The sequence below is a fragment of the Streptomyces sp. NBC_01260 genome (genome assembly GCF_036226405.1).
GTDB classification, from domain to species: domain Bacteria; phylum Actinomycetota; class Actinomycetes; order Streptomycetales; family Streptomycetaceae; genus Streptomyces; species Streptomyces laculatispora.
Genome location: NZ_CP108464.1, coordinates 1928504 through 1950480 on the forward strand (window position 1 = coordinate 1928504; position 21977 = coordinate 1950480).

Sequence of the window (21977 nt, forward strand, 5' to 3'; positions counted from 1 at the left end):
GGCCAGGACGCGCCCCACCATAAGTGAGCCGCGGCGCTGAAATGCCGAGGTCCACCGCTGATGCGCAGGGTCCCGCCGCATGGAGCAGGGCGCTCCCGGCGCCCCGGACCGGTGGATCAGTCCTGGTCGTACGCGGAGATGAGCTCGCTGCACCGCTTCACATCGGCGGCCATCGCCACCAGCAGCTCGTCGATCGAGTCGAACTTCAGCATTCCCCGTACGTAGGCGAGGAAGTCCACGGCGACGTGCAGTCCGTACAGATCGAGGCCGACCCGGTCGATCGCGTACGCCTCCACCGTCCGCTCGGTGCCGTCGAACTGCGGGTTCGTGCCGACCGAGATCGCGGCGGGCATCGCCTCGCCGTTCACGTTCAGCCAGCCCGCGTACACCCCGTCGGCGGGGATCGCGGTGTGCGGCAGGGTCTCCACGTTCGCGGTGGGGAAGCCGAGCTCGCGGCCGCGCTGCGCACCGCGGACGACGACGCCCTCGACACGGTGCGGGCGGCCCAGGATCTCGGCGGCGCCGGTCATATCGCCCTCGGCGACCAGGCGCCGGGTGAGGGTGGAGGAGAACGGCTCACCGCCGCCCGCCTCACCGCGCACCCGCAGATCGATGACCTCGACCCGGTAGTCGTACGTAGCGCCGAACTCGGTGAGCAGCTGCACGTTCCCCGCGGCCTTGTGGCCGAAGCGGAAGTTGGGGCCCTCGATGACCAGCCGCGCGTGGAGCTTGTCGACGAGCACCTTCACGATGAAGTCGGCCGGGGCGAGCTTCGAGAACTCGGTGGTGAACGGCAGGATCAGCAGCGCGTCCACACCGAGCTCGGCCATCAGCTCGGCGCGGCGGTGGTGCGGGGCCAGCAGCGGCGGATGGCTGCCGGGCCGGACGACCTCGCTGGGGTGCGGGTCGAAGGTCACGACGACCGACGGCACCCCCAGCTCGCGGGCCCGCTCGACGGCCCGGCCGATGATCAGCTGGTGTCCGCGGTGCACCCCGTCGTAGGAGCCGATGGTGACGACGCTGCGTCCCCAGTCCTGGGGGATGTCCTCCAAGCCACGCCAGCGCTGCACTCTGACCGCTCCTCGCCCGAACCTGTGTACGTGGGTTTGTCTCTTACGCAGGTCTAAGACTGCCATGCTCACGCCCTGCGGCCTGCATCGGCATCGGCATCGGGGTCCCGAGGGCCTCCACCGTCCGCCGCGCACCGGGGCCGACGACCGCCGCCCACTCCTGGGGGGCGTCCGCCAGCCACCCGGTGACCAGGGCGGCGAATCCGGGCACGTCCCGGGCCAGTTCGACCAGCCGGCGGTCGAACCGTGCGGCGCCTTCGGGGGTCCGGACGAGCAGCATCCCGGTGCGGTGGACCAGGGCCCTGGTGCGGGCCCGGCCGCGCCCGGCACTGCCGGCCGCGGCAGCCCGCAGCAGCGCGTCGAGCACGATCGGGTCCCGGTGCGCGCCGCCCTGCTCGAAGTCCAGCAGCACTTCCAGCAACTCGTCCCGCAGCGGCTGCGAGGCCGGACTTCCGGGCGAGGCCAGCACCCCGGCGAGCGCGCCGCGGACCGGCGCGGTCGCGGGACGGTCCCGGAGCAGTCCGGTCAGCAGGGGAAGCAGCAGGGCGCGGGCGGCGGGCCCGTGCTCCAGCCTGCGGTCGAGGTAGGCCGCGGCGTGCACGGTGTCCTCGGGGTGGCTGTCGACGTAGGCCCGTACGAGCCCGGCGGCGTGCAGGGCGAGCGCGGGGGCGTCGATCGCGGCGAGGGCGCGCAGCACCTCGCCCGCGCCGTCCCCGGACCGCACGAGACGGTCGCGGTACGCGGTCAGCACCGGCTCGGGATGCGTGGGCAGGGCGACGGCGAGCGCGGCCGGGGACAGCCGGGGGCCGCCCGTGGCGAAGGCACGGAGCGCCTGCGGCAGATAGCGGTCCCTGGTCTGCGGATCGGCCACGAGCCGGGTCAGCGCCGGCCCGTGCAGATCGGTGTCCCCGGGGCGGGCCAGCAGGGCGAGGGCGGAGCGGCGCAGCAGCTCCCGGTCGGCGTCGCGGGTGAGCTTCGGTGCGACGACCGCTCCGTACGAGGCGGCCGCGATCCGCCGGGCGCTGCGGTCGTCGTCGCGGGACCACCGCTCGACGGCCCGGCACAGCGCCGAGGGTTCGTCCTCGGCCAGCGCGGCGAGCAGTTCCCCGGCGCGGGGGTGGTCGGTCGAGACGAGCGCGTCGGCCAGATCGTCCACGGCGAGATCGCGGCGGGCGTACAGGAGAGCCTGCGCGGCCGCCGCGACGGTCGGGCGCACCGCCGCTCCCTCCTCGCCCGCCTCGGCGGCGAGCGGCTGCTCGTCGGTGAACCAGGTGCACAGGAGCGGCTGGAGGGTACGCGGATGGGCGGCGAGCCGTCGTGCCACGGCGTCCAGGAAGCGCCCGCCGTCGGCTTCGCCCTCGCCGCGCGGCGGTCCGTCGGCGGGGACGAGCCGCCGGAACAGATCCATCCGGTCCGCCTCGGGCAGCCGCAGCCGCCGCCAGAACCAGGGCCCGAACTCGGCGTACACCCCCTGCGCACCGGCCCCGCCCGCCTCGGCCGAACTGCGGACGACGCGCCCGGTGAGCAGCCGGAGCACCCCGAGGTGCGGTCGGGCGTCTGGCACCCGCAGGAGGGTCTCGGAGAGCAGGTGCGCGGCCCACCAACGGGCGTCCGGGGGCGGACAGCCGCCGTCGGCGGAGGGCAGCGCGGCGCGGGAGCAACCGGGGGGCGGCTCGGTGGCGGCGGCGCGCAAGGCCGCGCGGGGTGCGGCGGGGCCGGTCCCGCCCTCCCCCGTCGCCGGGCCGTCCTGCGGCGGGCCCTCTCCGCCGGACCTCACCGCCGCCTCGTCCCGTCCCGCGGGCAGCCGGTCCAGCGCCTCGATCAGGTCGGCCAGCCGGTGGGCCAACGCGGCGGGGCCCCGGCGGCGGCCCAGGAGCAGCAGCGCCTGGATCACGGGGCCGATCCGATGGCGCGGCACCGGGAGACTGCGCGGCTCCGCTTCCTCGGCTCCCACGACGGGAGCGGGTACGGGCTCGGTGTCGGGCCCTTCCGCCGCACCCGGGCGGCGGGGGTGCGGAACCCGCGCGCCGCTCTCCCCCGCGGCGGCACCGGGGACATGCCAGCGGTGCACCAGCGCCCGCAGCGCGGCGTCCAGGTCCAGATGCGCACCCTGGACCCAGTCCCCCAGCTCCTCGTGTGCGAAGCGGTAGCCCGCTCCCGCCGGGACCAGCAGCCCCTCGGTGAGCACGGCCGGCGCCCAGCCCGTGCGCCACGGGAAGACGTGCTCGAACGAGGCCCGGTCCAGCTCCCCCTGCCCCTGCCCCAGACAGCGCCGGGCCGCCTCGTGGACCTGCCCCGCCACCTGCGCCGCCAGCCGCCGTACCGCCGCGCCCCCCGGCGCCGGACGGCACTCGGCGGCGATCCGGACCGCGATGCGCAGGCACATCAGGTCCAGGTGCGCGCCGAAGACCTCCTCCGTGCCGGGCCGCCCCGGCGTGTCCGGCGGGAGGGCCGCGCGTACCTCCGCCAGCAGCCGCAGGGTGAGCGGGTGCCGGTCGTGGCCGGCGGCGAGCGCGTCGGGCGGGAGGGCGTACCGCTGCCGGGCCGCCTCGGCCTGGCCCACGGTGAGGTCGTCGATGCGCAGGGCGGACGGCAGCCGCCGGGCGGGCCTGGCCGGGCGGTGCAGCGCGCCGGGCGGACAGAGTGCACCGGCGGTCTCCCAGTGCTCGGGGCGGCAGGCGACGACGAGCCGCGCGCCGTTCTCCCGCAGCCAGTCGACCGATCCGGCGCTCCACCGGGCCAGCCGGTGCGCCAGGACGGGCGGCATCTCCTCCGGGCCGTCCAGCAGGACGAGCAGCGGGCTGCCCGAGTCCGCTGCCAGCCGGGCCACCCGCTCCGGGGTGGCGGCCGTCATGTCGCCGAGGGCTCCGGCGGCGGTGACGATGCGTCCCGCCTGCCGGAGCGTGCGGGCGACCGCGTCTGCGAGGGAGGTGTCGTCGGCCAGCAGATCGGCGCCGCGCAGCCACAGGGTGAGTGTGGGCACCGGGCCGCGGGCCCGCCGGGCGGCGAGCGCGGCGAGTTCGGTGGTGCGGCCCGTACCCGGCTCCCCGACGAGGCCCAGAACCACCGCGGGGTCCCCGGTGGCCGTCGCCGGTCCGGCAGCGGTGAACGCGCTGAACTCCGCGGTGGCTTCGGGCCGTTCCACCGGATCGGGCCAGGCGCTCGGTCCGCCCGCCGAGCCGACCGACATGGCGGTCAGCTGGAGGGCTCCGGCCAGGTTCAGATCGCGGCCGTAGCAGGGGACGCTCATGGCGTTGCGCAGCAGCAGGGCACCCAGCGGTCCCCCGTCGCCCGCCCCGGCCAGCGGAACCGCGCATCCGGCGGCGGCGTGTCCGGCCCGCAGGGCGGTGCCGAGTACCGCGATGACCGCGCCGGTGTCCGGGTCGAGGACCGGCCCGCCCACGGCGGCGCCGCCGAGCAGGAGCGCATCGCGGCCGTCCGTACCGAGGGCCAGTTCCAGCGCCCGGCCGATCCGGTGGGTGACGCCGCCGGCGGTGTACGTCACCGGGGCCGGGCCCAGCACGCGTGCCTCGCGCCAGCCGTGCGCGGCGATCGTCACATACGTACCGGCTTCGAACCGCTCCCGCTCCACGATCGGCAGCGGCTGCGCGCCCAGCGCGTCGGGCCCGCCGGTGGGCAGGAGCGCGAGGTCCCGCTCGGGCAGGGCGGTGATGTCACCGGCGTCGACGCGGCAACTGCGCCCGTCCGTGCCGTGCAGGACGAGGTGGGTGATCCCGTCGACCGCCTCGTGACTGGTCACGACCGTGCCCCGGTCGTCCGCGACGAACCCGGTCCCCCTCGGCCGGCCGGCCGGATCGCACAGTCGTACCAGCGTCGCCCGGTTCCCGCATCCCATGATCCGACGTTAGGTCCGCCGTGATCGGTGAGAAGCGATCGGAGTAAAAGCGCCCCCGTTTGCACCCCTGATTCACTCCGAGCGCCTGCCCATTGGGGTGAATCAGGAGCGTTCGGTGGACAGGAAGCGGTGGGGGACCGTGGAGCGGGCACAGGGGTGCTGCCCGCTCCACGGTGCGGACGCCGGAGGCGTTCAGCCGAAGACGGCGAGGCTCTTGGCCTTGCCCTTCTGCTCCTCGACCAGGACCAGGAACCGCCCGTCGGGCCCGAAGACCGCGACCGGCCCCGGCGGGTAGGCGGGCATGTCCAGCCGCATCCCGTTGAGCAGGAGCTTGGCGCGCTTCTCGTCGACGTCCCAGCGCGGGAACGCCGAGGCGGCGGCCTCGGCCACCGGCATCACGACCAGCTCCTCCTGGTGCTGGTCCAGGGTCCTCGCCCCGTCGAGGCCGTACGGGCCGACGCGGGTGCGCCGCAGCGCGGTGAGATGCCCGCCCACGCCGAGTCCGGCGCCGAGGTCGCGGGCGATGGCCCGGATGTACGTACCGGAGGAGCAGACCACCGAGACGACCAGGTCGACCACCGGGGTGCCGTCCTCGGCGACGGCCTCACGGACGTCGTAGACCTTGAAGGACGAGATGGTCACCGGCCGGGCCGGGATCTCGAACTCCTCGCCGCCGCGCACCCGCGCGTAGGACCGCTTGCCGTCGATCTTGATGGCGCTGACCTTGGACGGCACCTGCATGATGGCGCCGGTCAGTTCGGCGACACCCGCGTCGATGCCCTCGCGTGTCACACCGGAGGCGTCGGTCGACGAGGTGATCTCGCCCTCCGCGTCGTCCGTGACGGTGTCCTGGCCGAGCCGGATCGTACCGAGGTACTCCTTCTCGGTCAGCGCGAGATGGCCCAGGAGCTTGGTGGCCCGCTCCACGCCGAGCACGAGCACGCCCGTCGCCATCGGGTCCAGCGTGCCGGCGTGGCCGACGCGGCGGGTCCTGGCGATACCGCGCATCTTGGCGACGACATCGTGCGAAGTGAAGCCGGACGGCTTGTCGACGATGACGAGGCCGCTCTCCCGTCGCCCGCCGCCACCCTTGCCGGAGGCCGCTACGCTCCCGCTCCCTTCCTGGGGCGTCCTGTTCTGCGCTGTCATTCGGAGGCGGTGTCCTCGTCGGTCTCGTCCTCCGGCTTGCGGTACGGGTCGGCGTCGCCCGCGTACGTGGCGCCCGAGGACGCCTCACGCACCTTGGCGTCCGAGGCCCGTGCCCGGTCGAGGAGGTCCTCGATCGCCTTGGCGTTCTCGGGGAGCGCGTCCGCCATGAAGGCGAGCGTGGGGGTGAACTTCGTCCCCGCCGCCGCACCGACCGCCGAGCGCAGGATGCCCTTGGCGCTCTCCAGGCCGGCTGCCGCGCTCGCCCGGTCCTCGTCGTCGCCGTAGACCGTGTAGAAGACCGTGGCCTCCCGCAGGTCGCCGGTGACACGGGTGTCCGTGATGGTCACGTGCGTACCCAGGCGCGGGTCCTTGATTCCGCGCTGCAGTTTCTCGGCGACCACCTCCTGGATGAGGTCCGCCAGCTTCTTAGCCCGCGCGTTGTCGGCCACTGGTCCGTCTCCTTCTCGCCTTGCTCAATCGTCTTCGTCGCTGTGCAGCCGCCGCCGTACGGACAGCAGTTCCACTTCCGGCCGACCGGCGATCAACCGCTCGCACCGGTCCAGCACGTCGGTGAGGTGCCCGGTGTCCCCGGAGACCACGGCGAGGCCGATCTCGGCCCTGCGATGGAGGTCCTGGCCGCCCGTCTCCGCCACGCTCACCGCGTACTTGCGCTGGAGCTCGGCGACGATCGGACGGACCACGGAGCGCTTCTCCTTCAGCGACCGTACGTCGCCGAGAAGCAGATCGAAGGACAGTGTCCCCACATACATGTGTGTCCGGATGTCCCGCCGGTTCGGGTTCGTGCCCTGCCGATGATTGGCAGGGACACAAGAACCGTACACGGAACGGCCGGGGCCGATCGACGGAAATACGACCCGTCGACCGGCCCCGACTGTTGAGGTACGGGTCAGCCTCGCGGCTTCTCGCGCATCTCGTACGTCGCGATGACGTCGTCGATCTTGATGTCGTTGAAGTTTCCGAGGTTGATACCGCCCTCGAAGCCTTCGCGGATCTCGGTGACGTCGTCCTTGAAGCGGCGCAGACCGGAGATGTTGAGGCTCTCCGCGATGACCTTGCCGTCGCGAAGCAGGCGCGCCTTGGTGTTGCGCTTGACCTCGCCGGACCGGACCAGCACACCGGCGATGTTGCCCAGCTTGGACGAGCGGAAGATCTCGCGGATCTCCGCCGTACCGAGCTCGACCTCTTCGTACTCCGGCTTGAGCATGCCCTTGAGGGCCGCTTCGATCTCTTCGATCGCCTGGTAGATGACCGAGTAGTACCGGACGTCCACACCTTCGCGGTCGGCCATCTGCGCGGCACGCCCTGCGGCGCGCACGTTGAAGCCGATCACGATGGCGTCGGAGCCGGTCGCCAGGTTGATGTCCGACTCGGTGACCGCACCCACACCGCGGTGCAGGACCCGGATGTCGACCTCTTCACCGACGTCGAGCTGGAGCAGCGAGGACTCGAGAGCCTCCACCGAACCGGACGCGTCGCCCTTGATGATGAGGTTGAGCTCCTGGACCAGACCGGCCTTGAGCGCCTCGTCCAGGTTCTCCAGGGAGAACCGGACACCCTTGCGGGCGAAGTTGGCGTTGCGCTCACGAGCGGCACGCTTCTCGGCGATCTGACGGGCCGTACGGTCCTCGTCGACCACCAGGAAGTTGTCGCCGGCACCCGGGACGTTGGTGAGACCCAGCACGAGGACGGGGGTCGAGGGACCCGCTTCCTCGACGTTCTCGCCCTTGTCGTCGAGCATCGCGCGGACTCGGCCGTACGCGTCGCCGACCACCACCGTGTCGCCGATACGCAGCGTGCCGCGCTGGACCAGGACGGTCGAGACGGCACCGCGGCCACGGTCGAGGTGGGACTCGATCGCAATACCCTGAGCGTCCTGCTCCGGGTTGGCCCGCAGGTCGAGCGAGGCGTCGGCGGTGAGGACGACGGCCTCCAGAAGAGCCTCGATGTTGAGGCCCTGCTTGGCGGAGATGTCGACGAACATCGTGTCGCCGCCGTACTCCTCGGCCACCAGACCGAACTCGGTGAGCTGACCGCGCACCTTGACCGGGTCGGCACCCTCGACGTCGATCTTGTTGACCGCGACCACGATCGGCACGTCGGCCGCCTTGGCGTGGTTCAGCGCCTCGATCGTCTGGGGCATCACACCGTCGTTCGCCGCCACCACGAGGATCGCGATGTCGGTGGACTTCGCACCACGTGCACGCATGGCGGTGAACGCCTCGTGACCCGGGGTGTCGATGAAGGTGATCCTGCGGTCCTCGCCGTTGACCTCGGCGCCGACCTGGTACGCACCGATGTGCTGCGTGATACCGCCGGCCTCGCCCGCGACGACGTTCGTCTTGCGGATCGCGTCCAGCAGTCGGGTCTTACCGTGGTCGACGTGACCCATGACGGTCACGACCGGCGGACGGGAGACCAGGGCCTCTTCGCCGCCCTCGTCCTCGCCGAACTCGATGTCGAAGGACTCGAGCAGCTCGCGGTCCTCCTCCTCGGGGCTGACGATCTCCAGGACGAAGTTCATCTCGTCCGCGAGCATCTTCAGCGTCTCGTCGGGGACGGACTGCGTGGCAGTGACCATCTCGCCGAGGTTCATCATCACGCCGACGAGCGACGCCGGGTTCGCGTTGATCTTCTCCGCGAAGTCCGTGAGCGAAGCACCGCGAGACAGCCGGACAGCCTGCCCGTTGCCGCGGGGCAGCATGACGCCGCCCACCGACGGGGCCTGCATCGACTCGTACTCCTGGCGCCTCTGCCGCTTCGACTTGCGGCCACGACGCGCGGGACCGCCGGGACGGCCGAAGGCACCCTGCGTGCCACCACGGGCACCGGGGCCACCGGGACGTCCACCGAAGCCGGGACGGCCGCCGAAGCCGCCGCCACCACCCGGACGACCGGGAGCGCCACCGCCGCCACCGGGACGACCGGCGAAACCGCCGCCACCGCCACCGGGACCGGCCGGACGGCCTGCGAAGCCGCCGCCACCGGGACGGCCTGCGCCGCCACCGCCGCCGGGACGACCGCCGCCGCCACCGGGACCGCGGCCACCGCCGGGGCCACCACCGGGACGCGGGCCGGCAGCGGGACGCTGCGGCATCATGCCCGGGTTGGGACGGTTACCGCCGGCGCCGGGGGCGCCGCCGGGACGAGGAGCCTGCGGGCGCGGCATGCCGCCCGGAGACGGACGTGCGCCGCCCTGGCCCTGGGGCCGCGGGGCGCCGCCGGGGCCGCCCTGCGGACGCGGGGCGCCGGGGCGCTCCGAGCCGCCACCGGGACGCGGGGCGCCGCCGGGACGGGGCGACTGCGGACGGGCCATGCCCGTCGAGCCGCCGGAGGTGAACGGGTTGTTGCCCGGACGGGGACCCGCCGGACGTGCACCGGGACGCGGGGCGCCCTGGCCTGCGGGACGTGCCGGACGGTCGCCGCCACGGGCGCCGTCGCGCTCGCCGCCGCGGCCGCCGTCACGCTGACCGCCCTCGCGGCCACCGTCACGCTGACCGCCGGCCGGAGCCGGACGGGCGGGGCGGGGACCCGGGGTGGCACCCGCGGGACGCGGGGCCTGCTGCTGCGGTGCGGCCGGCTGTGCCGGGGCCGGAGCCGAGAACTCGGCTGCGGGCACCGGGGTCACCGGGGCGGGCTTCACGGGTGCGGGCTTGGGGCCCGGACGCGGGCCCGCGGACGGCGCGGAGGCCGCAGCGGGGGCGCTGCTCTCCGGAGCCTCGGCAGCGGCCGGCTTGGCAGCCGGTACGCCGGGCTTCGGGGCAGCGGGACGTGCCGCAGCGGCCGGGGAGGGCGCTGCGGGCTTCACGGGGGCGGCCTTGCGGGGCGCGCCAGGCTTTGCAGCGGACTTGCCGGCGGCGTTGCCACCGGGACCCTGCAGTGCGTCAGTCAACTTGCGTACAACCGGCGCCTCGATCGTCGAGGACGCCGAACGTACGAATTCACCGAGTTCTTGGAGCTTGGCCATGACGACCTTGCTCTCAACCCCGAACTCCTTGGCGAGTTCGTATACCCGGACCTTAGCCACTTCGCTCCTTTTAGGTCCGGGTTACCGCCGGACCGTCGCTACTTCATGGGCGTACTCATCGCGTACTCATCGAGTGCTCATCGCAATCTCGACCTACTTCCAACTCGCGAGGTACCTGACCGCACGGGGACCCGTGCCGTTCAATTTCCTACGGTGTCACCCGTTCGACGAACCGCTGTACCGCGGCGGGGTCGAACGGCCCCTTGGCCTTGAAGGCCCGAGGGAATGCCCGGCGGCGAACCGCCAGGTCGAGACAGACAGATGCGGGGTGTACGTAAGCACCCCGGCCGGGCAGCGTACCGCGAGGGTCGGGGACGCATGCGTCCCCGTCCGCCACGATGCGCAGCAGCTCGCTCTTGGCCGCTCGCTCCCGGCATCCCACACAGGTTCGCTCAGGGCAAGCGCGGGCGTGCGTCCGGCCAGACACGTTTAAGTCTACCTCCCCGCATCGACCTCACCCGTTTGGGGCAACGATCGAACGGATGTTGTCGTGATCTCAGCGGCATGCCGACGAGATCTATTCCTTGTTTCCCGGTCCGGGCGGGGCCGCGACGCGCTCCGAATCCGCGTCCCGGCCCGTCGCCGGATCAGCTCCGCTCGGCGCGCTCCCGGGCCCGCTCGGCCCGCTCGCGGTCGGCCACGTCGCGCTCGGCGTCGGTCTCGGTGTCCGGGCGGATATCGATACGCCAGCCGGTGAGACGGGCGGCGAGACGGGCGTTCTGCCCCTCCTTGCCGATCGCCAGCGACAGCTGGTAGTCCGGCACGGTGACCCGGGCGGAGCGGGCGCCGAGGTCCACGACCTCCACCTCGCTGACCCGGGCGGGCGACAGCGCGTTGGCGACCATCTCGGCCGGGTCGTCCGACCAGTCCACGATGTCGATCTTCTCACCGAGCAGCTCGGCCATGACATTGCGCACACGGCCGCCCATCGGGCCGATGCAGGCGCCCTTGGCGTTGAGACCGGAGCGGGTGGAGCGGACCGCGATCTTGGTACGGTGGCCGGCCTCGCGGGCGATCGCGCAGATCTCGACGGAACCGTCGGCGATCTCCGGGACCTCCAGCGCGAAGAGCTTCTTCACCAGGTTGGGGTGGGTCCGCGACAGCGTCACCGACGGACCGCGCACGCCCTTGGCCACCCGTACGACGTAGGTGCGCAGCCGCAGGCCGTGGGTGTACTCCTCGCCGGGCACCTGTTCCTGCACCGGCAGGATGGCCTCCAGCTTCCCGATGTCGACCAGGACGTTCTTCGGGTCCTTGCCCTGCTGGACGACGCCGGTGACGACATCGCCCTCGTGGCCCGCGTACTCGCCGAACGTCCGGTCGTCCTCGGCGTCGCGCAGCCGCTGGAGGATGACCTGCTTGGCGGTGGTCGCGGCGATCCGGCCGAAGCCCGACGGGGTGTCGTCGAACTCCTTGGGCTCCTGGCCCTCCTCCAGATCGGCCGGGTCCTCCTTCGCCCACACCGTCACATGGCCACGCTCGTCCAGCTCCACGCGCGCCCGGCGGTGGCTGCCGTCCGTGCGGTGGTACGCGATGAGGAGGGCCGACTCGATCGCCTCGACGAGCACGTCGAACGGGATCTCCTTGTCCTGCGCCAAGCCCTTCAGAAGCTTCACATCGATGTCCACGGCTACGCCTCCTCTTCCTTCTTGTCCTTGCGGTTGAATTCCAGCTCCACGCGCGCCTTGGCGATCTCGTCGAAGGCGATCCGGCGGGACGTGGGCTTGCGGCCCTTGACGCCCGGCACCTCGAGATCGAGGCCCTCGTCGTCGACCGCGAGGATGCGGGCCACCAGCTCGCCGCCCTCGCGCAGCTGGAGCCTGGCCAGCCGGCCGGTGGCACGTACGTAGTGGCGGTGTTCCGTCAGCGGGCGGTCCGCACCGGGAGAGCTGACCTCCAGGACGTACTCTTCCTCGCCCATCACATCGGTCTCGTCGAGCTTCGCGGAGATCGCACGGCTCAGTTCCGCGCAGGTGTCGAGCTCCACGCCCTCTTCGGAGTCCACGATGATCCGCAGCACCCGGCGGCGGCCGGCCCGGGACACTTCGATCTCTTCCAGATCCAGCTGCTCGGCGCTGACGAGCGGTTCTACCAGCCCGCGCAGCCTCTCGCTCTGGGTGGTGCTCATCCGGGTGACTCCTCGGCCGCGTGTGCTGTTGTGGGGATCGTCGCGTGTCTGGTCAAAGGGTATCCGGTCCCGAGGGGTGTTGCCGTCCGCCTGCCCCGCGAGCGCGGGTACGCTCGCCTGCGGTGATCACTTCCGGACACATCCGGTCAAGACAGGTCCAGGCCCGAAGGAGAACAAAGTGCGGCGCACGGGGACGACGCGCAGGGGCGCGCTCACCGCGACGGGAGCGATCGCCATGGGGGCGGTACTGGCCGGCTGCGGAAGCGATGACGAGGGCGGCGGCCGGACCGGTTCCGCACGCGCCGACGCGCGGACCGCGGCCGACAGCTCGTCAACGCGGCAGGCGGAGGCATCGCTGCGGAAGAAGGCCGTCGGCGTGACCGCGTCCCTGCTGGGTCAGTACGAGAACGTGCTCGCCGCCCACCCGGCGACCGCGGCCGGGCTCACCCCGCTGCGCGATGCCGTCCGCGCCCACGTCAAGGCCCTCTCCCCGGCCAAGGGGGCCTCGCTCGAATTCGTCCGGACGCGGCCCGCCGGCGGCCCCCGGGAGGCCGTCAGGGCACTGGCCGCCGCCGAGCGCCGCGCCGCGGCCTCGCACACGGCGGCCCTGCTGGAGGCGCCCCCGGAGCTGGCGCGGCTGCTCGCCTCGGTCGCGGCGGCCGCTTCGGCACACTCCTACCTGCTGACCGAACTGGCCAAGGAGACGAAGGCGTGAGCGACGGGACACTGAAGGCCGCACAGGCGGCGCTGGCCGCCGAACACGCCGCGGTGTACGGGTACGGGGTGGCGGGCGGCCGGGTCGCCGCGGGCCGCCGGGCCGAGGCCACCGCCGCCCACCACGCCCACCGGGCCCGCCGCGACGCGCTGGTGCGGACGGTGCGCGGCCTGGGCGGTGAACCGGTGGCGGCGGACCCCGCGTACGCTCTGCCGTTCGCGGTGCCCGGCCCGGCCGCGGCGGTGCGGCTCGCCGCCGTGCTGGAGGACCGGGTCGCGGACGTCTATTCCGACCTCGTACGGGCCGCCGAGGGGCCGCTGCGGCGGGAGGCCGCGGACGCGTTGCGGGAGGCCGCGGTGCGGGCGGTGCGCTGGCGGGGCAGCGGCGTACCCTTTCCCGGGCTCGCCGAGCGGGCCGCCGACGGGTCCCTCAAGGACGGTGCCGGTGAGAAGGACGGGACGACGGGTGCCGACGCCAAGATCGGCTCCGATGCGGACGCCCGGACCGGCACGACGCACTGAAGCAGGCTCTGAAAGGGAACACAGCACGTATGGGTTTTGAACCGCCGCAGCGTCTGGTGCGAGCGCTCGGCGAGTCGTACGGGGATACGGCCGCCGGGAAATGGCTCGCGGGGCTTCCCGCACTGACCGGTCAGGCGCTGGCCGGGGCCGGAGAGGAACTGTCCGTGGACCGGGTCGCCGCCCCGGGCGGGCGCAGCAGCCTGGTCCTCCTGGTGCGAGGCGGTGACGGCGCCCCGGCGGCGCTGAAGATCGCTCCGTCCGGTGCGGCGCCCGAGCTCGAAAGGGCGGCGCTGGCGCACTGGAACGGCTGGGGCGCGGTACAGCTGATCGCGCCGGGTGAGGACCTGCTCCCCGGGCACACGGCCGCCGGCGCCCTGCTGCTGGAGCGGCTGCACCCCGAGATGTCGCTGCGTTCGCTGCCGGAGGCGAAGGCCCTGCTGGAGGCGGCGGGCACGGTACGGCGGCTGTGGGTCGAGCCGCCCGCCGGGCACGCCTTCGAGACGGTCGCCGAACGGACCGCGCCGCGGACCGGGCCCATGCGGGCCGCCGCCGAGGCCGATCCGGACCTTGAGCCGCTGGTCTCGGCGGCCCTGGCAGCGCGCGAGGAACTGGTCGCCCACTCCCCCGAAACCCTGCTGCTGCACGGCAACTTCCGGCAGAGCAAGGTGCTCTCGGGCGAGCGGGCGCCCTGGCTGACGGTCGGGCCCGAGCCGCTGGTCGGCGAGCGGGCCTACGATCTGGCGCGGCTGGTGCGGGACCGGGTCGAGGATCTGATCGCCTCGTCCGGTGGCGCGATGACGGCCCGGCGCAGGATCAAGAGGCTCGCGGACGCGCTGGACGTGGACCGTGAGCGGCTGCACGGCTGGACGCTGTTCCGCGCGGTGGAGTCCGGTACCCGGGCGCTGGCCGCCGGCCGCGGCCAGGAGGGCGAAGTGACGATGGAGTTCGCGAGCTGGCTGTAGAACCGCCTCCGGCAACGCCGAAGGGCCCCGCACCGAAGCAACGGTGCGGGGCCCTTCGCCGTGCTCCGGGGCGGGTCAGCCCTGCTCGGTGAGGCGGGCGATCGCCTCGTCGACGGTGAGCTCCTCGCGCTCGCCCGTGCGGCGGTCCTTCAGCTCCAGGACACCCTCGGCCGAACGGCGGCCTGCGACCAGGATCTTCGGGACGCCGATGAGTTCGGAGTCGGTGAACTTGACACCGGGCGAGACGCCCGGGCGGTCGTCGACCAGGACGCGCAGGCCGGCCGCGCCCAGCTTCTCGGAGACCTCAAGGGCCAGCTCGGTCTGGAGCGCCTTGCCCGCGGCGACCACGTGCACATCGGCCGGGGCGATCTCACGGGGCCAGCACAGGCCCTTGTCGTCGGCGGTCTGCTCGGCGAGGGCGGCCACCGCGCGGGAGACGCCGATGCCGTACGAGCCCATCGTGACGCGGACGGGCTTGCCCTGCTGGCCGAGGACGTCGAGGGAGAAGATGTCGGCGTACTTGCGGCCGAGCTGGAAGATGTGGCCGATCTCGATGGCACGGTCCACCTGGAGGCCGGTGCCGCAGTTGGGGCAGGGGTCGCCCGCCTCGACGACGACGACGTCGAGGTAGTCGTCGACCTCGAAGTCACGGCCCGCGACGACGTTCTTCGCGTGCGTGCCCTCCTTGTTGGCGCCCGTGATCCAGGCGGTGCCGGACGCGATGCGCGGGTCGGCGATGTAGCGGACCTTCTCCAGACCCTGCGGGCCGACGTAGCCGCGCACCAGGTCGGGGCGGCCCACGAAGTCCTCGGCGGTGACGAGCTCGACGACGGCGGGGGCGAGGTGCTCCCCGAGCTTGCCGAGGTCGACCTCGCGGTCGCCGGGCACACCGACGGCCACGATCTCGCCGTCGACCTTGACCAGGAGGTTCTTCAGGGTGGCGGAGGCCTGGACGCCCAGGTGCGCGGCGAGGGTCTCGATGGTCGGGGTGTCGGGGGTGTCCAGCTCCTCGACGGGGCCGGTGCCCGAGGCGTCGGCCGGGGTGGCCTTGAAGGTCACGGCCTCGGTGTTGGCCGCGTAGTCACAGCCGGGGCAGTCGACGAAGGTGTCCTCGCCGGCCGGGGCGGGCGCGAGGAACTCCTCGGACGCCGAGCCGCCCATGGCGCCGGAGACGGCGGAGACGATGCGGTGGTCGAGGCCGAGCCGCTCGAAGATCCGGATGTAGGCGGCGCGGTGGAGCTGGTACGCCTCGGCGAGACCCTCGTCGGTGGTGTCGAAGGAGTACGAGTCCTTCATCTGGAACTCACGGCCGCGCAGCACTCCGGCGCGGGGGCGGGCCTCGTCACGGTACTTGGTCTGGATCTGGTAGAGGATCACGGGCAGGTCCTTGTAGGACGAGCACATGTCCTTCACCACCTGGGTGAAGACCTCCTCGTGGGTGGGTCCGAGGAGGTAGTCGGCGCCCTTGCGGTCCTTGAGCCGGAACAGCAGGTCGCCGTACTCCTCGTACCGGCCGCTCGCCTCGTACGCCTCCTTGGGCAGCAGCGCGGGGAGCAGGACCTCCTGGCCGCCGATGGCGTCCATCTCCTCGCGGACGACGCGGCTGACGTTGTCCAGGACCTTCTTGCCGAGCGGCAGCCAGGACCAGATGCCGGCGGCGGTGCGGCGCACGTATCCGGCCCGGACGAGCAGCTTGTGGTTGAGCGTCTCGGCGTCCGCCGGGTCGTCGCGCAGTGTCTTGATCATCAATCGGGACATGCGCTGGACCTGGGCCATGGTGAACTCCTGCTCGGAAGGGTGATGTGCAGGAGGTTAACCGGGCGGCACGGGCGGGCGGAAATCGATTGGGTCAGTCACGCGCCCGGCGGAGCAGCGGAAGCGGTGCTCCCATGACCGCGTACGGCTTGGGAGCGCTGGGGAAGAGCACCTGCCGGGCCAGGTCCTGATAGCCGAGGGAGCGGTACAGACCGCGTGCCGGGCTCTCCGTGTCGATCGCGGAGAGGATGGAGCGGGGCTGGTCGACGGCGTCGGTGACGGTGGTGATCAGGGTCCGGCCGATCCCGCGGTTCTGGAACTCCGGGTGGACGTGCAGTTCGGTGATCACGAAGGAGTCGTCGAGCCAGTGCGCGGAACCGGTGGCGCGCAGATAGGGCTCGACGACGGTGGACCACCAGTGAGCGCGTTCGTTCGGCATGCCGTAGACGAAGCCGACGAGCCGGTCGGCCGGGGTCATGGCGCCCAGCGCGCGGGCTCGGGGGTGGTCGAGGTGTCTGAGGACGATGTGGCGGCGTACTTCGATCTCGTCGGGGCCGAGGCCGAAGGCGACGGCCTGCACGGCGAGCGCCTCGTCCACGCGTGCGGCGAGATCGATCGGTGCGATCCGGACGCTGGGAGTGTGGGGGCCGCCCCCGGAAGCTGCTGCCATGGACAGACCCTACTGTCCGTGGCGGGGTGCGGGGTACGGGCCTGCGCGGGGCGGGGACGGCGCGGGCGGCCGGGTCAGAACAGCACGCTCATGAACGCGCCGACCTCGCGGAAGCCGATCCGGCTGTACGACTTGCGCGCGGGGGTGTTGTAGTCGTTGACGTACAGGCTGACGATCGGCGCGACATCGGTCAGTGCGTGGCGCAGGACGGCCGCCATACCGGTCTCGGAGTACCCCCGGCCGCGGAATTCCGGGGCGACCCAGACCCCCTGGATCTGGCAGGCCTGTGAGGTGGTGGCGCCGATCTCGGCCTTGAAGACGACCTTGCCGTCCTGGATGCGGGCGAAGGAGCGGCCGGCGGCGATGAGCTCGGCGACGCGGGCCTGGTAGAGGAGTCCGCCGTCGCCCGCGAGCGGGGAGATGCCGACCTCCTCGGTGAACATGGCCACGCAGGCCGGCATCAGGATGTCCATCTCGTCCTTGCGGACGCGTCGGACCTGCGGATCGGGCGCCACATCGGCGGCGGGGCTCTCGGCGACCATGAGCGGCTGGTTGGCCCGGACCTCGCGGGCGGGGCCCCAGCCCGGTTCGAGCAGCTGCCACAGCTGTGCGGTCGGCTCGGCGGGGCCGACGATCGAGGAGCAGCGGCGGCCGGCCCTGCGGGCCCGGTCGGAGAAGGCCCTGACGGCTTCGGGGGTGGCGCAGATGGGGACGAGATTGGCCCCGGAGTAGCAGAGGGAGCGCAGCTGCCCGTCGGCGTACCAGCCCCACATCTCGCCGCCGAGGCGCCATGGGTCGAGGCCTGCGATCTGGACCCGGGAGGTCACGAAGGCGTTGGCTACGGGTTCGCTCTCCAGCACCGCGAGCGCGGCGCCGAGGTCGCTGGGTTCGAGGACCCGGGTGGTGGTCTGCGTCAACACGAGGGGGCCTCACCATACGGTCTGCTGGTTTCCGCACTGTACCCAAAGAGGCTGGGAGGCGCCGCTCGTGGCCGTGAACAGCTTGTGCGGAACGCGGTGAGCTCGCTCACGGACAGCGCCCCGCGGAGCTGGTTGCTCCGGCGGGGCGCTGTCGCGGGTGTCATGGGTTCAGCTGATGGAGACCTCGGGCTCGCCGGAGGCGATGCCGTCCTTCTCCATCTGTTCGGCGATCTTCAGGGCTTCCTCGATGAGGGTCTCGACGATCTTCGACTCGGGCACCGTCTTGATGATCTCGCCCTTGACGAAGATCTGGCCCTTGCCGTTGCCGGAGGCGACGCCGAGGTCGGCCTCGCGGGCCTCGCCGGGACCGTTGACGACACAGCCCATCACGGCGACCCGCAGCGGCACCTCCATGCCCTCCAGACCGGCGCTGACCTGGTCCGCCAGCTTGTAGACGTCCACCTGGGCGCGACCGCACGAGGGGCAGGACACGATCTCCAGCCGGCGCTGCTTCAGGTTCAGCGACTCCAGGATCTGGAGCCCGACCTTGACCTCCTCGGCCGGCGGCGCGGACAGCGAGACCCGGATCGTGTCGCCGATGCCCTCGCTGAGCAGCGCGCCGAAGGCCACGGCCGACTTGATCGTGCCCTGGAACGCCGGTCCCGCCTCGGTGACGCCGAGGTGCAGCGGGTAGTCGCACCGCGCGGCGAGCTGCCGGTAGGCGTTGACCATCACGACCGGGTCGTTGTGCTTGACCGAGATCTTGATGTCCCGGAAGCCGTGCTCCTCGAAGAGCGACGCCTCCCACAGCGCCGACTCCACCAGTGCCTCGGGCGTCGCCTTGCCGTACTTCTTCAGCAGCCGCGCGTCCAGCGAACCGGCGTTGACCCCGATCCGGATCGGGGTGCCCGCGTCATTGGCGGCCCGCGCGATCTCCTTCACCTTGTCGTCGAACTGCTTGATGTTCCCCGGGTTCACCCGCACCGCCGCACAACCCGCGTCGATCGCCGCGAACACGTACTTCGGCTGGAAGTGAATATCCGCGATCACCGGGATCTGCGACTTCCGCGCAATCGTCGCGAGCGCGTCCGCATCGTCCTGCGTCGGACACGCCACCCGCACGATCTGACAGCCCGACGCCGTCAGCTCCGCGATCTGCTGCAGAGTCGCACCGATGTCGGACGTACGCGTCGTCGTCATCGACTGCACCGAAACCGGCGCATCCCCGCCGACCGCCACCGACCCGACCTGAATCTTGCGGCTGACCCGCCGTACGGCGAGCTGGGTCGGAACGGTAGGCATTCCGAGAGAAATCGCAGTCATGCGCTGAGCATCCCCAAGGTGTGGATCAAGGTCCCGAGATCGGCGGGCTCCGACCTTCGAGGTTACGGCACCGAGGACAGCCTGAGGCACACGGCGTCCGGCGTCCGCACGAAATGTGGGCCACCGGACGCATCAGGTGCATCCGCCGTCACTCGGGGTACATCAGGTGTCGTCCGTCGCAGCGCTCAGGAGATCTTGACCGGATTGACGACGTCGGCCACCAGTACGAGCAGGGTGAAGCAGATGAACGCCCCGGCGACCACGTAGGCGACGGGCATCAGCTTGGCGACGTCGAAGGGGCCGGGGTCGGGGCGCTTGAAGACGCGCGCCGCGTTCCGGCGGATCGCCTCCCACAGCGCTCCCGCGATGTGACCGCCGTCGAGCGGCAGCAGCGGCAGCATGTTGAAGAGGAACAGCGAGAGGTTGAAGCCGGCCAGCAGGAACAGCATCATCGCGATCTGGTTCTGCGCGGGAACGTCCAGCGTCATCACCTCACCGCCGATCCTCGCCGCACCGACGACGCCCACCGGGGAGTCCGCCGCGCGCTCGCCGTCCCCGAACGCCGCGTCCCAGAGTGCGGGGATCTTGGACGGCAGGGCGATGATCGAGTCGACGCCGCTCTCGATCATGTCGCCCATGCGGACGACCGAGTCACCGAAGGAGAGCGGGATGATCTCCGTCTGCGCCGCGAATCCGAGGTAGCCGGCGGAGACGAACTTCCCCGGCACCACCTCGCCGTGGGAGTCCTTCTTCGCGACCGCGTTCTTCTTGAGCACGGCGTGCAGGGTCTTCTCCTGGCCGTCGCGCTGCACCGTGATGGTGGCGGGGCCGATCGTGTCGCGGATCCGGTCGGAGAGCGCGGACCACTCGTCGATCTTCTGGCCGTTGAAGGCGACGATCTTGTCGCCCTCCCGGAGACCGGCCGCCTGGGCGGGCGAGACCGGGTCGGACTTCTTGCAGGTCTCCCGCTTCTCGCTCTGGGAGATCACGCACTTCTGAACGCCGGCGACCTCGGTCGTCTGGGTCTGGAACCCGAAGGTCATGGCCACGCCGAGGAAGATCGCGACGGCCAGGATCAGGTTCATGAACGGTCCGGCGAACATGACGATCATGCGCTTCCACGGCTTGCGCGTGTAGAAGAGACGCTTCTCGTCGCCCGGCTCCAGCTCCTCGAAGGCGGCCGACCTGGCGTCCTCGATCATGCCGCGCCACGGCGATGTGGAGCGCGCCTCCAGCCGCCCGTCCGGTCCGGGCGGGAACATCCCGATCATGCGGATGTAGCCGCCGGCCGGGATCGCCTTGATCCCGTACTCCGTGTCGCCCTTCTTGCGCGACCAGACCGTCGGGCCGAAGCCGACCATGTACTGGGGGACGCGGATGCCGAAGAGCTTCGCCGTCGAGAGGTGTCCCAGCTCGTGCCAGGCGATGGAGAACAGCAGGCCGATGACGAAGACGGCGATACCCAGAACGGTCAACAGGACCGACGTCATACTCATGCGCGCGCCTCCGCTGCGGCCTTGGCCGAGAGTTCCCGGGCCCGGGTCCGTGCCCAGGCCTCCGCTTCAAGGACGTCCGCGACGGTCAGTGAAGTTCCCGTCGGGGGCGTTCCGTGTTCGGCCACCACCGCCGTGACGGTGTCCATGATGCCGTTGAACGCCAGCCGTCCGGCCAGGAAGGCGTCCACGCACTCCTCGTTCGCGGCGTTGAACACCGCCGGTGCGGTGCCGCCCAGCGTGCCCACGTGCCTGGCGAGTCCGACGGACGGGAACGCCTCGGTGTCCAGCGGGAAGAACTCCCAGGCCGAGGCCTTCGTCCAGTCGAAGGCGGGCGCGGCGTCGGGGACCCGCTGCGGCCAGCCGAGGCCGATGGCGATCGGTCCGCGCATGTCGGGCGGGGTGGCCTGGGCGAGCGTGGAGCCGTCGGTGAACTCCACCATGGAGTGCACGTACGACTGGGGGTGGACCACGACCTCGATGCGCTCGAAGGGGATGTCGTAGAGGAGGTGCGCCTCGATGACCTCAAGCCCCTTGTTGACCAGGGTCGCCGAGTTGATCGTGATGACCGGGCCCATGGCCCAGGTCGGGTGCGCGAGTGCCTGTTCCCTCGTGACGTCGGCGAGCTCGCTCCTGGTGCGTCCGCGGAACGGGCCGCCGGACGCGGTGACGACGAGCTTGCGCACGTCGCTGCGCTTGCCGGCCGCCAGCGCCTGGAAGAGGGCCGCGTGCTCGGAGTCGACCGGGATGATCTGACCCGGCGCGGCGAGCGCCTTGACCAGCGGACCGCCGACGATCAGCGACTCCTTGTTGGCGAGCGCCAGGGTGCGGCCCGCCTTGAGCGCGGCCAGCGTGGGCGCGAGGCCGATCGAGCCCGTGATCCCGTTGAGCACGGTGTGGCAGTCGCCCGCGGCCAGCTCCGTGGCCGCGTTCGGCCCGGCCAGGATCTCGGGGAGCTGTTCCCCGGTTCCGTACTCCTGCCGCAGCGCCTCGCGCAGGGCGGGCACCGCTTCGGGAGCGGCGACCGCCACCGTGCGCACCCGCAGTCGGCGTGCCTGTTCGGCGAGGAGGGCGAGACGGCCGCCCGCCGCGGAGAGCGCGGTGACACGGAAACGGTCGGGGTTGCGCAGCACCAGGTCGATGGCCTGGGTGCCGATGGACCCGGTGGAGCCGAGGATGACGAGATCCCGGCGGCCTTCCACGGCGTCGAAGACGAGGTGCGGGTCTGCTAGGGGGGCAGGGCTGTCGCTCATGGCCCCCATTGTTGCCGCATCCGCTGTGTGCGTGGACAGGGTGCCCCTCGCGCGGGGTGGTGGCTGCTCGCTCATCGCGGCCTCAGCGGCTTTCCGGTCACGGTTCACCCGTCAGCC

Annotated in this window: 18 protein-coding genes; 3 read left to right on the forward strand and 15 right to left on the reverse strand. The window is 72.1% G+C overall.

What is annotated here, in order from left to right; genetic code table 11:
* Window positions 1-116 precede the first annotated feature (116 nt).
* From OG322_RS08355 to rimP, 9 genes are all read right to left on the reverse strand, one after another.
* On the reverse strand, window positions 117-1070 hold the full coding sequence (locus OG322_RS08355) for a bifunctional riboflavin kinase/FAD synthetase (protein ID WP_123462630.1): 954 nt from the start codon (window positions 1068-1070) through the stop codon (window positions 117-119).
* Window positions 1071-1113: 43 nt separating this feature from the next.
* Window positions 1114-4926 carry a serine protease gene (locus tag OG322_RS08360; protein WP_329306264.1) on the reverse strand — a complete coding sequence of 1271 codons (3813 nt, stop codon included), beginning with the start codon at window positions 4924-4926 and terminating at the stop codon, window positions 1114-1116.
* 192 nt (window positions 4927-5118) lie between these two features.
* Window positions 5119-6075 (reverse strand): tRNA pseudouridine(55) synthase TruB, encoded by a 957-nt coding sequence (gene truB, locus OG322_RS08365; protein WP_123462625.1) that lies wholly within the window; start codon window positions 6073-6075, stop codon window positions 5119-5121.
* Window positions 6072-6524, reverse strand: coding sequence for a 30S ribosome-binding factor RbfA (gene rbfA, locus OG322_RS08370; protein WP_123462623.1), 453 nt, complete (start codon window positions 6522-6524; stop codon window positions 6072-6074). Before rbfA ends, truB begins: the two co-directional genes overlap by 4 nt.
* Window positions 6525-6548: 24 nt before the next feature.
* Complete coding sequence (locus tag OG322_RS08375) at window positions 6549-6845, reverse strand: DUF503 domain-containing protein (protein WP_073739168.1); 297 nt, start codon at window positions 6843-6845, stop codon at window positions 6549-6551.
* A 137-nt stretch (window positions 6846-6982) separates the two neighbouring features.
* Entirely contained in the window at window positions 6983-10120 is a 3138-nt protein-coding gene (gene infB / locus OG322_RS08380) for a translation initiation factor IF-2 (RefSeq protein ID WP_123462621.1), read from the reverse strand.
* 148 nt (window positions 10121-10268) lie between these two features.
* Complete coding sequence (locus tag OG322_RS08385) at window positions 10269-10547, reverse strand: YlxR family protein (protein WP_072489326.1); 279 nt, start codon at window positions 10545-10547, stop codon at window positions 10269-10271.
* A 160-nt stretch (window positions 10548-10707) separates the two neighbouring features.
* Window positions 10708-11748: a transcription termination factor NusA gene (gene nusA / locus OG322_RS08390; protein ID WP_123462619.1), complete on the reverse strand. Its 1041-nt coding sequence runs from the start codon at window positions 11746-11748 to the stop codon at window positions 10708-10710.
* Window positions 11749-11750: 2 nt separating this feature from the next.
* Window positions 11751-12248 carry a ribosome maturation factor RimP gene (gene rimP, locus OG322_RS08395; protein ID WP_123462617.1) on the reverse strand — a complete coding sequence of 166 codons (498 nt, stop codon included), beginning with the start codon at window positions 12246-12248 and terminating at the stop codon, window positions 11751-11753.
* A gap of 178 nt (window positions 12249-12426) precedes the next feature.
* Here rimP and OG322_RS08400 point away from each other — a divergent pair, with 178 nt between their 5' ends.
* Genes OG322_RS08400 through OG322_RS08410 form a run of 3 tightly spaced genes read left to right on the forward strand, consistent with a single transcriptional unit; the run spans window position 12427 to window position 14446 of the window.
* Window positions 12427-12963 carry a hypothetical protein gene (locus OG322_RS08400; RefSeq protein ID WP_329306265.1) on the forward strand — a complete coding sequence of 179 codons (537 nt, stop codon included), beginning with the start codon at window positions 12427-12429 and terminating at the stop codon, window positions 12961-12963.
* A complete protein-coding gene (locus tag OG322_RS08405; protein WP_241200243.1) occupies window positions 12960-13484 on the forward strand; it encodes a ferritin-like domain-containing protein in 525 nt (174 codons plus the stop codon). The genes OG322_RS08400 and OG322_RS08405 overlap by 4 nt, the downstream gene beginning before the upstream one ends.
* Window positions 13485-13513: 29 nt before the next feature.
* Window positions 13514-14446 carry an aminoglycoside phosphotransferase family protein gene (locus OG322_RS08410; RefSeq protein WP_123462613.1) on the forward strand — a complete coding sequence of 311 codons (933 nt, stop codon included), beginning with the start codon at window positions 13514-13516 and terminating at the stop codon, window positions 14444-14446.
* Between the two features lie 75 nt (window positions 14447-14521).
* Here OG322_RS08410 and OG322_RS08415 read toward each other — a convergent pair whose 3' ends face one another.
* The 6 genes from OG322_RS08415 to dxr all read right to left on the reverse strand — a co-directional run bounded on the left by OG322_RS08415 (window position 14522) and on the right by dxr (window position 21860).
* The gene (locus tag OG322_RS08415) at window positions 14522-16222 is read right to left on the reverse strand and encodes a proline--tRNA ligase (RefSeq protein WP_123462611.1); all 1701 of its coding nucleotides are present in this window, start codon (window positions 16220-16222) and stop codon (window positions 14522-14524) included.
* Between the two features lie 73 nt (window positions 16223-16295).
* A complete protein-coding gene (locus OG322_RS08420) occupies window positions 16296-16871 on the reverse strand; it encodes a GNAT family N-acetyltransferase (protein ID WP_123462609.1) in 576 nt (191 codons plus the stop codon).
* 74 nt (window positions 16872-16945) lie between these two features.
* Window positions 16946-17788 carry a GNAT family N-acetyltransferase gene (locus OG322_RS08425; RefSeq protein WP_123462607.1) on the reverse strand — a complete coding sequence of 281 codons (843 nt, stop codon included), beginning with the start codon at window positions 17786-17788 and terminating at the stop codon, window positions 16946-16948.
* Window positions 17789-17959: 171 nt separating this feature from the next.
* On the reverse strand, window positions 17960-19114 hold the full coding sequence (gene ispG, locus OG322_RS08430; protein WP_123462606.1) for a flavodoxin-dependent (E)-4-hydroxy-3-methylbut-2-enyl-diphosphate synthase: 1155 nt from the start codon (window positions 19112-19114) through the stop codon (window positions 17960-17962).
* A gap of 185 nt (window positions 19115-19299) precedes the next feature.
* The gene (locus tag OG322_RS08435; protein WP_123462604.1) at window positions 19300-20610 is read right to left on the reverse strand and encodes a M50 family metallopeptidase; all 1311 of its coding nucleotides are present in this window, start codon (window positions 20608-20610) and stop codon (window positions 19300-19302) included.
* Window positions 20607-21860 carry a 1-deoxy-D-xylulose-5-phosphate reductoisomerase gene (gene dxr / locus OG322_RS08440; protein WP_123462602.1) on the reverse strand — a complete coding sequence of 418 codons (1254 nt, stop codon included), beginning with the start codon at window positions 21858-21860 and terminating at the stop codon, window positions 20607-20609. The genes OG322_RS08435 and dxr overlap by 4 nt, the downstream gene beginning before the upstream one ends.
* Window positions 21861-21977 lie beyond the last annotated feature (117 nt).